General features: G+C 42.2%; 10 protein-coding genes. 5 read left to right on the forward strand and 5 right to left on the reverse strand.

Annotated elements, in window-relative coordinates; translation table 11 throughout:
- Window positions 1-297: 297 nt before the first annotated feature.
- The 5 genes from topA to UYC_RS0110430 all read left to right on the forward strand — a co-directional run bounded on the left by topA (window position 298) and on the right by UYC_RS0110430 (window position 7,856).
- A complete protein-coding gene (topA, locus tag UYC_RS0110410; RefSeq protein ID WP_016876994.1) occupies window positions 298-2,979 on the forward strand; it encodes a type I DNA topoisomerase in 2,682 nt (893 codons plus the stop codon).
- 439 nt (window positions 2,980-3,418) lie between these two features.
- Entirely contained in the window at window positions 3,419-3,559 is a 141-nt protein-coding gene (locus tag UYC_RS38875; protein WP_016876993.1) for a hypothetical protein, read from the forward strand.
- Window positions 3,560-3,567: 8 nt separating this feature from the next.
- Window positions 3,568-4,044: a type II 3-dehydroquinate dehydratase gene (gene aroQ, locus UYC_RS0110420; RefSeq protein WP_026087786.1), complete on the forward strand. Its 477-nt coding sequence runs from the start codon at window positions 3,568-3,570 to the stop codon at window positions 4,042-4,044.
- Between the two features lie 50 nt (window positions 4,045-4,094).
- On the forward strand, window positions 4,095-5,090 hold the full coding sequence (locus UYC_RS0110425) for an ADP-ribosylglycohydrolase family protein (protein WP_016876991.1): 996 nt from the start codon (window positions 4,095-4,097) through the stop codon (window positions 5,088-5,090).
- A 222-nt stretch (window positions 5,091-5,312) separates the two neighbouring features.
- Window positions 5,313-7,856 carry an HD family phosphohydrolase gene (locus tag UYC_RS0110430; RefSeq protein WP_016876990.1) on the forward strand — a complete coding sequence of 848 codons (2,544 nt, stop codon included), beginning with the start codon at window positions 5,313-5,315 and terminating at the stop codon, window positions 7,854-7,856.
- A 206-nt stretch (window positions 7,857-8,062) separates the two neighbouring features.
- On the opposite strand, the gene UYC_RS0110435 is transcribed toward UYC_RS0110430, so the two are convergent.
- From UYC_RS0110435 to UYC_RS0110455, 5 genes are all read right to left on the reverse strand, one after another.
- Window positions 8,063-8,608, reverse strand: a complete 546-nt coding sequence (locus tag UYC_RS0110435; RefSeq protein WP_016876989.1) for a YqeG family HAD IIIA-type phosphatase — start codon at window positions 8,606-8,608, stop codon at window positions 8,063-8,065.
- 392 nt (window positions 8,609-9,000) lie between these two features.
- The gene (locus UYC_RS0110440) at window positions 9,001-9,573 is read right to left on the reverse strand and encodes a DUF3727 domain-containing protein (RefSeq protein WP_016876988.1); all 573 of its coding nucleotides are present in this window, start codon (window positions 9,571-9,573) and stop codon (window positions 9,001-9,003) included.
- A gap of 143 nt (window positions 9,574-9,716) precedes the next feature.
- Window positions 9,717-10,283: a Holliday junction resolvase RuvX gene (gene ruvX / locus UYC_RS0110445; protein WP_016876987.1), complete on the reverse strand. Its 567-nt coding sequence runs from the start codon at window positions 10,281-10,283 to the stop codon at window positions 9,717-9,719.
- Window positions 10,264-11,526 carry a GNAT family N-acetyltransferase gene (locus tag UYC_RS0110450; RefSeq protein ID WP_016876986.1) on the reverse strand — a complete coding sequence of 421 codons (1,263 nt, stop codon included), beginning with the start codon at window positions 11,524-11,526 and terminating at the stop codon, window positions 10,264-10,266. The genes ruvX and UYC_RS0110450 overlap by 20 nt, the downstream gene beginning before the upstream one ends.
- 607 nt (window positions 11,527-12,133) lie before the next feature.
- Window positions 12,134-12,334, reverse strand: coding sequence for a hypothetical protein (locus UYC_RS0110455; protein ID WP_016876985.1), 201 nt, complete (start codon window positions 12,332-12,334; stop codon window positions 12,134-12,136).
- Between the last annotated feature and the right edge of the window lie 270 nt (window positions 12,335-12,604).

Below are 12,604 nucleotides of genomic sequence, written 5' to 3' on the forward strand. Positions count from 1 at the left end.
TCTTTTATCCTTAAAAATAGATATTTTCAACATAGTAGTCGCCAATTATGCCTGAGATAAGTTAAAGATTGAAATAACTGGAAATTCTACAGATCCGCTTTCCCTATCCTTTAGGAAAAACTACACTGTGGGAGTGGCAACAGTCCTATGCCGCAGTTTGAGGGGATTTTACGAGCGGACAGTTTATGTGAGGATTAAATCACATCTGTATGAATGATTGATAATCTTTACATCTAGCTCTCAATTATCTCAATTTGACTGTTTAGCCTAGCAGCTATTCTTTTTTTTGAAATTTCCATGTCAACTCTCGTCATCGTCGAATCTCCGACCAAAGCTCGTACCATTCGCAACTACCTGCCAAAAGGCTATCGGGTGGAGGCTTCTATGGGTCATGTGCGCGATCTACCCCAGTCAGCTAGTGAAATTCCCACCAATGTCAAAGGGGAAAAATGGGCGCAGCTCGGGGTAAATGTAGACGCCGACTTTGAACCTTTGTATGTCGTTCCCAAAGATAAAAAGAAAATTGTCACCCAACTTAAAGAAGCATTGAAAGACGCTTCAGAACTGATTCTGGCAACAGACGAAGATAGGGAAGGTGAAAGCATAAGTTGGCATTTGCACCAATTGCTCAAGCCAAAGGTTCCAACTAAGCGGATGGTGTTTCACGAAATTACTCAAGATGCCATCAAAAAAGCTTTGCACAACTGCCGCAATATTGACGAGCAGTTGGTTCGTGCCCAAGAAACACGGCGAATTTTGGATCGATTGGTAGGCTACACCCTCTCTCCCTTGTTGTGGAAAAAAATCGCCAGGGGATTATCGGCTGGGCGGGTGCAATCAGTGGCGGTACGGCTATTGGTAAGCCGCGAACAAGAACGTCGCGCTTTCAAGGAAGCAACATACTGGGATTTAAAGGCGACTTTGACTCCCCCACAAGCAAAAAGCAAAAAAGACCAAACCTTTGCCGCCCAGCTTGTTACCTTAGCTGGAACTAGATTGGCAACAGGTAGCGATTTTGACCCAAAAACAGGCAAAATTGCCGCAGGTCGGAATGTTGTTCTGCTCAATCAAGAGGAAGCAGCAGCGCTGAAGGAACGCCTGAGTGGGAAAAGTTGGACAGTCACAGACATAGAAGAACGCCCCGTTACTCGCAAGCCTGCGGCTCCATTTACCACATCGACCTTACAACAGGAAGCGAACCGCAAACTGCGCCTATCAGCGCGAGATACGATGCGGATTGCTCAGAGTTTGTACGAGCAGGGTTATATCACCTATATGCGTACAGACTCCGTACACCTGTCGGAACAGGCGATCGCCGCAGCCCGCAGCTGTGTAGAACAACTTTACGGCAAGCAATATCTCAGTCCCCAACCTCGGCAGTACACTACCAAATCCAAAGGCGCACAAGAAGCCCATGAAGCTATTCGTCCTGCGGGTAGCACCTTCCGCACCCCTCAAGAAACAGGCTTAGGCGGTCGGGAACTACAATTGTACGATTTGATTTGGAAGCGTACCGTCGCCTGTCAAATGGCTGACTCTCGCCAAACCCAAATTACAGTCCAACTGCAAGTGGAAGACTCTGGGTTCCGGTCTTCTGGCAAACGCATTGACTTTCCGGGCTATTTGCGCGCTTACGTTGAAGGAAGTGACGATCCAGAAGCAGCACTGGAAGATCAAGAAATTATCTTGCCCGATCTCAAAGTCGGGGATCATCCCAACTGTAACAATCTCGAAGCAGTTGGACACGAAACTCAACCTCCAGCCAGATACACCGAAGCAACTTTGGTGAAAACCTTAGAAAGTGAAGGCATTGGACGTCCCAGTACCTATGCCAGTATCATCGGCACAATCCTCGACAAAGGTTATGCCCAATTAGTGAATAACGCTCTCGTGCCTACTTTCACCGCCTTTGCCGTCACTGATTTACTAGAAAAATATTTCCCCGATGTTGTCGATCCAAGTTTTACTTCCAAAATGGAGCAAACCCTCGATGACATTGCTACGGGCGAAGCCGAATGGCTGCCGTACCTGCGGGAATTTTATCTGGGAGAGAAGGGTCTAGAACCCCTAGTGAAAGAAAAGGAAGACTTAATTGATGCCAATAAAGCTAGGACAGTAGAACTGGAAAATCTAGAGGCTAAAGTTCGGATTGGTAAATTTGGCCCTTATATCGAAGTTGAAAATGGTGACGGTGTTGTTACAGCATCAATTCCTAAAGACCTAACTCCCGCAGATCTCGATCCCCAAAAGGTAGAAATTTTACTGCGGCAAAAAACCTCCGGGCCGGACGAAGTTGGTCGTCATCCCGAAACAGGCGAACCAATTTATATGCTAATAGGCCCTTACGGCCCCTACGTCCAATTAGGTGACAAATCTGACGAAAATCCCAAACCCAAACAGGCTTCTTTACCCAAGGGAGTAAAACCTGAAGATGTCACCCTAGAAATGGCTGTTGGTCTTTTGTCCCTACCCCGGACACTCGGTACACATCCAGAAACAGGTGCGACAATTCAAGCGAATTTGGGGCGTTTTGGCCCCTACGTTGTCCATAATGCCAAGGAAGGAAAAGACTATCGTTCTCTAAAAGCGGGTGACGATGTGTTGACAATTTCTTTGGAACGGGCGCTAGAGTTATTGTCTGAGCCGAAAAAGGGACGCAGTAACAGCAGTAAGTCTAAGGCTGCTTTACGGGAATTAGGATCTCACCCAGAAGATGGCGAACCAGTAAATATATACGACGGCCCTTACGGCCCTTACATTAAGCACAGCAAAACCAATGCTAAGATTCCAGAAGGAGTATCAGTAGAAGATGTAACTTTAGATATGGCTGTTGAGGCGCTGGCAAATAAAACATCGAGCGGGAAATCTACTCGCAAAACGAGTAAATCAACGACGAAGTCTACTACTAAGTCAACGACTGGCTCTAGTGCCAAATCAAAAGCGAAATCATCAGCTACTGCTACCAAAAAAAACAGCTAAATGGTATGGTTAATAGTCAATAGTCAATATTTATTACTATTGACTATGCTGTATCATCAAAACTCCATTGTCTTCAAACCACAATGGATAAAAAACATTTATATTTTGACTGCTACTCGCTCGAACTTATAAGTTTTAACGAGAAGCAAAAGACAGTACACATCCTGCACGCAGCTTGGACAAGCGGGCTTTTTAAATTTTTGCACTAACTGCGCCCTGCAAAACACCTATCCCTCGTAGGATGCAGTTGTCTAGGTTGTAAATGTGATACTCTAAAAAACAAGGGAGAAAACAACATCAAATTTTTTAGATGTGGCTTATTCCCGAAACATGGGAGCGTGAGTTTACTAAGTTCTAAGCCAGAGTGCAACAAAAGCTAGTTTCTCCTTAGCTGACAAGTTGAAAAAATAGAGGTAGTATCTCAGGAGCGGTCAGTCCAATGGACTATATAGAAAAGGTGCTAGAAAAGCTTAAAGAATTGGCACGCAAGCTAATTGAAGCCCTTTTGGGGCCAGAGGTTGAGCCGGAACCGGAATTAATTCCGATTCCTGTAGATGATCGCTCGCGCCGTCGCTCTTGAGAATAAAGGTGCAGGACTTGACGTTTCGTCCATTAAGCCTTTTGGTGCTGCACGGGCCAAACTTAAATTTGCTAGGACAGCGAGAACCCGGCATATATGGTTCTCTAAGCTTGGCTGAAATTAACCGTCAGTTGGAAGTGGAAGGGAAAAATTTGGCGGTAGAAGTGTTTGTTATGCACTCAAACCACGAAGGATTTTTAGTAGATGCAATTCATGATGCCTTGGGAAAACACCAAGGCATTTTGATTAATGCTGGAGCCTATACCCACACCAGCGTAGCTCTACGGGATGCGATCGCTGCTGTGAATTTGCCCACAGTAGAAGTGCATTTGAGTAACATATATCGGCGAGAAGAATTTCGCCACCACTCTTATATAGCTCCAGTAGCAATTGGGCAAATTAGTGGTTTTGGTGCCCAAAGTTATATCCTGGGTTTGCAAGCTTTAGTGTATTACTTAAGGACGAAGTGTGAAGCTAAAGTATAAACTATAAATCTTTTATTCTTTAGTCTTCACGTTTTAATGTCTTTAAATTTATGCGCTACTCTGTTGTCAATCGAGTGAGAGGCACTTTTTTAGGAGCCTTAATTGGCGAACATTTTGTCTTGGCAGGCAAAAAGCAGTCTCAGATTAATTTAGATCAACACCACAGCCAGAGTACGCTCGACAGCAAAATCAGGGAAGTTGAGCAGATTTCATCCGGACATTGGCAAAAACTAATGATCTTGGGTGCTGAAAGTTTAATTGAACTGGGCAGGTTTGATTTTGATGATTGGGTAAGGCGTCAGCAACAAGCAGGGATTATTTTAGAGGCAAGCAAATTGAGTTCGCCAGAAATAATTCTGTTGACTTTGCCGGTGGCGCTATTTTGTCACGAAAATCCAATCAAACTTAGACAATCTTTACTCGATGTGGTTAAAATTTGGGATGACGATCCACTCGTGCAAGATTGGACATTGGTAGTAGGTTATGTGATCGCTCAATCGCTAACTGATAAACTTACTCGCCTGGCGTTGATTCCGCAAGCTATTTCTTTTTTGGGAGCAACACCGACAAGAGTGCCAAAAATTTTATTCAAATTAAATAATTTGTTAGGAGAACATACGGGATTAGAAAAAACGCAAGTTGAGCTAAACAGAGAAAATAAGCTCAATTACACAATGGCAATGGCTTTTTACTGTTTTCTTAGTACTTTGGAAGAATTTCGCCTTTCTATTTTACGGGCTAATCGGGTTAACTCTTATTCTCCAGAAATCAGTGCAATTACTGGCGCTTTATCAGGAGCTTATAACAGTACCGTAGGTATTCCGATTAGTTGGCACTTTTTACTTTCAAAAACAAACTTGCAACAGTGGCACCTGACGAATTTCTCCCAAATGCTACAATTGGCAGATGCACTGATTGCTACCTGGTCTGGAGTGTACCTTCCTGCTTTAGATCAAAACGAAATCAGCGAAGAGCAAGGGGCGATCGCATCGAGCAAAGTGCTTCCCCAGGCGATTGCAGCTCCCCGTGTCATCCGGATACGTTAATGTCTTCTCTACGTATTTACCGTGCTATTTAAGAAATATGAAAAACATCAATTACAAAAAGTTAAATTTTATAAATAAAAATTTTTATTTATATTTGGATGACAGATAATCCTTGATTTAGTTTCTATAGGTAACAGTTGTGGCAAATAATGGGTTGAAAGCCCGTTTACGTTCAGAATTATTTTATTTAAGCTATGACAGTAAGCAACTGCGTCATAAGAGATGAAAACGCAGCCCTTTTTTCAATCCTTATCCCAGCACTTATCTTACTGGAGGCGACGTTACCAAGTCCTAAACCGTTTGTATCTATCGAAATCACCTGTGGAAGGTAGACATCAAACTCAAAGAGCACCAATCTCCAAGGTGGCTGTTGGTTGTACCAATAGCAAACGCTCTCCGATTCTTTTTGCGATCGCGGTATTGTCCCTTACGGGTGTAATGGGACAAAAGTTATACAATCAGCCCAAATTAAAAATCAATACAATCGCTCCAGAGACGATCAGAGCACCTCATACTACTCAAATCGAGAATAAGAAAAAAACAGAAGCCCAGCGCAAAGCAGCGAGTAAAAGTTTTGTCCCAGTGTTGATGGTTGATGAAAGTGTTAATGAACAAATCAACCGAAAATTGCAACAACTTCTAGAGCGGGGTAATCAAATCCGATCTGCTGCAGGCTCCTTTCCTTTTTTTGATACGCTCGCTTTATCTTTACGCAGTCAGCGTTATCTGCGCTCCTGTGCCGATTCGGAATGGCAAGCTTTGCTGTTGGCTTTAGAGCGCCCTGATCGGCAAAAATTAGGAATGTTGACTCAAAATCCAACAACTGAGAGATCCAGTACAAACTCACTATCTTTAAGACAGCCTCCCCTACTTCCAGCTTCTTCCCCCCAGGATGCAAAATCAGCTGAGTTTTTCCAAAATGCTGATTTTATGCAAGCAGTAGCAGAATTGGAAGCTTACCGCCTCAAGACTTCTGGGCAAAACTTATCCTCACTTTTAACCAAAATTTTGAAAGCACGCCAAGGTTATGCCCAAGCCCGCACCAAGCTTTCACAACTGCTAAATAAAGATTCAGAAATAGTCTATGAAACAATCTCCTTCCTCGACTTATCCGACGAGGATTGGGCAAAAACGCAAATGGGTATCCAGCAGAGTGCGGAAAGAATTCTCACTCAAGGTATTCCTCCTGGACTGCCTTTTAGTATTTTACAAAATGCAGTCAGCGTGCAAGTACAGACGTTGATGCCGAAAGAAGCCAAACCTTTGGCAACCAAGTTATTGTTAGCTGTTTTAGAGCCTAATCTGACAAAAGATGAAGAGCAAACAAAACTACAGACAGCTAAGATACTTGCCGGGATCAAACCTGTAATGGTAACCATGCGCAAAGGTGATGTAATTATCCGCAAAGGAGATCTGATTACAGCCTGGAATTTAGACGTGTTAGAGCATTATCGCTTGGTACAGCGAGAAATTAACTGGCAAGGATTATTGTATTTAGGAGGTGCTGTCTGTGGGGCTGTCATCATTTTTGCCACAGTTGAGCGGCGTTTCAAGTGTCGGTTACGCCAGAGCGATCGCCTATTGGTATTACTGCTGACTTTGAGTACACCACTAGTGTTAACTTTGGGCACACCTTATACCACCTGGAGTGGAGTTGGTTTATTACTGGGTAGTTTCTACGGAGCTAATTTGGGTGTGACAGTGGTGGGGCTATTGGTGGTATTGCTACCGATTAGCCTAGAAATCAACAAGATTGGACTTTTGGCAGGAGCGGCAGGAGGAATCTTAGGCAGTTGCATGGCACATCGGTTGCGATCGCGTGAAGAATTAGCACTTTTGGGTGTAGCGATCGCTTTAACTGAAGGTGGTGTGTACCTGGTAATGCAGCTCCTATTTGGTGCAGCATTTAGTCCCAGTTTATTGTATGTCGTACTCAAAGAAGCGGGATTTTTTGCCTTATCTGGTTTAGTTTGGAGCATTGTAGCTCTAGGATTAAGTCCCTATTTAGAAAAACTATTTGATTTAGTCACTCCAATTCGCTTGGCAGAACTAGCAAGCCCCAACCGCCCCTTACTAAAGCGACTGGCTACAGAAACTCCTGGCACTTTCCAACACACCCTGTTTGTTTCCACCCTTGCCGAAACAGCAGCTAAACAACTGGGATGCAATATTGAACTAGTAAGAGCGGGGACACTTTACCACGATATTGGTAAGATGCACGATCCCTTAGCATTTATTGAAAATCAAATGGGGGGGCCAAATAAACACGATACAGAAATTAAAGATCCTTGGAAGAGTGCAGAAATTATTAAAAAGCACGTCAGTATAGGTTTGGCAATGGCGCGGAAACACAGGTTGCCTTCCTCTATTCAAGCTTTTATTCCAGAGCATCAGGGAACGATGCAAATTGCCTATTTTTATCACCAGGCACAGCAAATGGTAAAGGAAGATCCTAGTTTATCAGTGGACGAGGCAGATTTTCGTTACGATGGCCCCATACCTCAGTCGCGGGAAACTGGAATAGTCATGTTGGCAGATTCTTGCGAGGCGGCACTGCGATCGCTTAAAGAGGCTACTTACGAACAAGCTTTGGCAATGGTAAACAATATCCTTCGTGCCAGATGGCAAGACAATCAACTTGTTGATTCAGGATTAACACGTGAAGAATTAACAAAAATTGCCGAGATTTTTGTGGAAGTTTGGCAACAATTTCATCACAAACGCATTGCTTATCCAAAATTAAAAACTGGAAGTGAGAAAAGTTAGAAACGCAAATTAATAGCTAATAAAATCTAATTAAAATGTAAAACGCCAACCTATATAAAGTTTTAGGTTGACGCTTTACAAATTTATATTTACTTACTATCTTTAGGATCTTTATTTGGCTGATCCCATCTCATTAATATTTATAATCTCCTATTTTTGTCTTCAACAAAATATTTTTAATCTTTTCTTTAGATTTATTTTCCTGACTATTTATCAAGATTTGTAAACCTACGCTTTTTAGGAGATATGGAAGCTCCCATAATTTCAGATATCCAGACTTCAAAGTTACGTACTGGATGGGAACGAAGCGCCACATCTGGATGGATAATAGGTTCGACCAAAATAGTAAACATCCCCAACCTATTGCCTGCTAAAACATCAGTAAACAAGCGATCGCCTACCATTGCGACTTGCTGTACTGGCAAATTCATAGTCTGGAGTGCAGCCTTGATTTTACGTCTGGAAGGTTTGGCTGCACCCAGATAGTAGGGTAAGTTTAAGGAACGAGCGATACCACCAATCCGAGGTTCACTGAGGTTATTGCTTACCAAACACAGTGTTGCTACCTGACGGATTTCTTTCACCCACTGTTGCAATTCAACTGAAGCAGATGCTGCTCTAATCGGTACCAAAGTTTCATCTACATCCAACACCATCCCCTTCAGCCCATATCGTTGAATTATGTCTGGTGTGAGGTTTAATATTGAACCTTCCAAAATTAAATCAGGCTGTAAGAGCTTGTTCCAAGGCATACTCATTAGTTAATAGTCACTAGTCATTAGTTAATAGTCATTGGAAAAATTATTAGCTTTGACTATTAGTTATGTGCTAAATTCTTGGGTGTAGATGATAACAATAAAAGCTTTGCATTTGCGAGCAAAATTTAATACATGAATATTATGCCTGTTATTTCAGTATTAAATTTTACTTTTGCTCGTGTCAAAATTAAGTTTAGATTTTTTGGAATTTTGCTTGGGTATCTGTCACAATGACGAGAACTGAACTAAGTCGCAGCAAATTCCAGTTCGCATAGCCCTATCATACCTAAAGCCAATAAATACTGGCAAATTTTTGGCTCAGGTATGGTTAGCATAACGAAGACTAAAAAATCTTAATTACTTATTAAAAATCTTCATTTTTGCATCTATTCAACTTCATTGAACAACTGTTCTTCTAATAAAGGTTGTACTTGGCGAAACTCTTCTGGAGAAAGTAATTCAGGTTTACCGCTTTTTGATATCCGTGCAAAAAATAGCAGTGGATCTAGGGGAGTGTAAATTGCGTATTCTTGCTCTTCGTAGTAAAAGCTAGATAATAACTGTAATTGCTCCGGTTCTAAATCTGACTCTTCATCTTCTATTTCTAAGGTGAAAAGTTCTGACTCTTCAACTGGTGGTAGTTCGCCACTTACAGTTAAAGCGTAAGCAGTGTTCTTGAGAATTAAGTTCTGCTCAGACAAAACTGCTTGGGCAGTGGTAAAAATTTGGTCGATAGTCGCATCATCTTCCACGAGAATAGCTTCTTCTTCCTCACCATCACCTTGCCAAGCAAAAATTTCTACTGGTGAGTCAACAGGAAGAAGTAAAAAATACTCTTGCCCATCAACTTCGAGCGAATGCTCTATATAACATTCAAGCGATCGCCCTTTGTCATCTGTCAAACTGATGGTACCAGAATGTTCGTGATCGTGTTCGTCAGGAAAAGAAGAGGAAAACATAACCCAAGTGTAGAACTTTTACAATTACCAGCTACTTGAGAAATCGTTTAACTGCTTAATGACATGATCTGTCAAACAATGAGTTTTAGATACACAATTAAGCGCTGGGTAACAGATTTCAGAATATCATGCTAAAGCTATGGTTACTCAGCAGATGCTTCTGTGAATTTAAGGTTAGCTCGTCGGGCATCTAACCATTGTTGCAAAATCAAAGCTGCGGCTTTGCGATCTATTAACGGTTTATGACGTGATGGAGAACGGTTTTCAGAAATTAACAACTGTTCTGCTTGAAAGGAAGTTAATCGCTCATCTACATATTCCATTGGAATTGTGAGCACTTTAGCCAGTTGTTTGGCAAATTTCTGCACTTGTCGTGCTTGAAAGCCCAAAGAACCGTCCATAGAATATGGTAAACCAACGACCAACACTTGTACTTCTCGCTCAACGACTAATTGTCTGATTTGCTCCACATCCCGTTCAAAAGATGTGCGTTCAATTGTAGTGATACCAGTGGCAATCAAACCAGTGCGATCGCATCCTGCCACACCAATACGTTTACGACCAACATCTAAACCTAAAGCGGAAATATACTGGGGAGCGGGGGTGTGAAAGAGTGTAGAAGTACCTTCTTCGGCTTCTGCTGTGTTATTCTCCCGCTTTTGCTCTTTTGCTTTATTAATCGCCACATCACTACTCCTGTTTTTGCGCATCTACCGACTCCGATTGGTAGGATGCTTCCAGGTGAGAATTTTTGCTAGAAAAATTAATAGTTTCTTTTGATGGATTGGGTTGTACAGAGCGCTCTGAAGGCGTTTGCTGTCTTGGTGGGAGCCATAACATTCCACCCGGTATCGGTTTGCGTGCCGGTTGCAATCCTTGTAACATCTCAGGTAGCTGAATACCTTCTAAAGAGACAAATTTAGACTCCCGCACCTTATGCCAAACGGAGCGAGACATAATCAGCGTGTGTTCTACACGACTTGCTCCAATTTGCTCCAAATACTCTTCTCCTTCCGGCTGGTAGTCTGCCGAAGCTAGTTGTAAGGGTTGCTGAGGGAAATCTTGGGCAATGCGAGCAAGTTGAGTTAACAGTTCTGGATACAACCAGGTGTATGCTGGGTGAACTGTTAATGTTGCAATGTGGGCTTCCTCACCTTTACGATCTAGCGAGATCTGAAAATAACCGATCGCTGCTTTGCGTTGGGGTTCAAATACATAGCCGCTCACGACTTCTGTTTTCGTCATCCATTGTTTAACAGCATCGATTAAAGCACCAAACAAACTAGTTTTAAAATCTTGGGTTTGGCGATCAAATACTTGCCTTACTAAAGGCGGCATTGAAGCCGTATCAAGCTGATACAGCAATTGAGCATCAGCATTGCTCACAGGCAATAAGTTTGGCAAATCTGGCTGTGCCTGTGCCAATTCAGCTAGCAACTCTGGTTTGATTTCCCAATAAGTCATTTCAGCTAAACGCTGAAAGCCATTGTGTCTGTATAATGCCAACGCTTCTGTGTCATTGACATTAACTTCCAATATCCAAGTACGAGCTTCTAAAATTGACTCAAAACAATAACGCAAAAGCTGTGAGCCAATTCCTTGCTTATCGGCACCACGATCTAACATTACGCGTTCCACCCGCCAAGTGCTCCGCGTGCGATTGAATGGAGACACTTGAATCATTCCCAGAAGCATTCGCCCCTGTTCTGCTACATAGCCACAAAAAATATACTTTAATGGGTTGGGAAACCAACTTAAAAATTTCAGCAATCCATACCAGCGACGCAGCCATTGCATCTGCCGCATAGCAAATTCCGCTCCCTTTTGGGTTTTGGCTGCGAATGAATCTTGAGCTAAACGTTCAATGCCGTCCAAGTCACGGTATTGTACTGGGCGGATGAGAATACTGAGATTTCGAGTAAGTAATGAACTCATTTTCATTCGAGCTGCCATTCAGCCTTAAATAATTGGAGGAAAGGAACTTTCAAGGTTTGGAGCCTTGCTTTGCTTAAGACGCCTATCAGACGGTTCCCACAGGGTATGGACTGCCGTTGGCTTCTCGTTAGAGTGGAGCTAACGCGCTTCAGTGCAAGCCGACTCTCTAACTTCTCGCTGCATTAATCTTAACGGCTTTCCGTTTCTTACCATTGATCCAAAAGAGTGATTTTAATAAGTGAATGTTCTCTCACTTAACTACAAACAGTACAATTCAAGAATTTTATGGAGCAAGCCAACGTATAGGGAACGCTATACAAAACTAAGTTCTGATATTTACTTGCTTAATTGCAAATTTTATACTATCACGAGCAGCTAGTGCTTACAGGTATTCATATCCATTTTGGATTTTGGAGCTACTGCGCCCTTGAAGGTTCCCTTATTGAGTGCAAGTGGTGTGATTTTGGATTAAAAGGCTTCCTATGCCAATTTGGGATCATGTTCATCAAAGGGGCTATAGCCAAATATAAAAAAGGCAGATCTGATGAACGCTGCATAAAGCTTGATTCAACAAGACCTGCTATTAATTTTATTTAAATTTTATTAAACAGTTGTATCAATTAGTTCAGAGTGAACGGCGAGAAACTAGCTTTTCAAAATGAGCTTGAGTTTGATGGAGGAGTTGCTCTCGACTATCTGAATTTGTTTGCTTCAAGGTTGGAACCAGATTGCGAGCTTGCAGAGCCATGTGCAGTTGGAGGTGGGCAACATATTCACTAAAGTCTTCACGTACTGCACCTGTGCCATTTTGAAGAGTTGATTCCATTGCCACCGTATTCTCCTTCTCTTGATTAAATCTAGAGTTATTGATTCACGTTTTCAAAACTTATCACGTTGTTTTACCTGTCTTCTTAGTTTGCAATGAAGTTTAACGCTTGTTAGGTACATTGTAGAGAAATGTAAATCCCACTGTGGAATGAAGTAGGTCAGTGTTCAAACCTTATTGCTCCATGGGTAGAAGTTATTTTTGCTGCATATCAGATGTTAGGTAGATGTAACTTTTGTATTTAACTTTTATACTTTCATGTGGAAATTT

The sequence above is a fragment of the Chlorogloeopsis fritschii PCC 6912 genome, assembly GCF_000317285.1.
Taxonomy (GTDB): Bacteria; Cyanobacteriota; Cyanobacteriia; order Cyanobacteriales; family Nostocaceae; genus Chlorogloeopsis; species Chlorogloeopsis fritschii.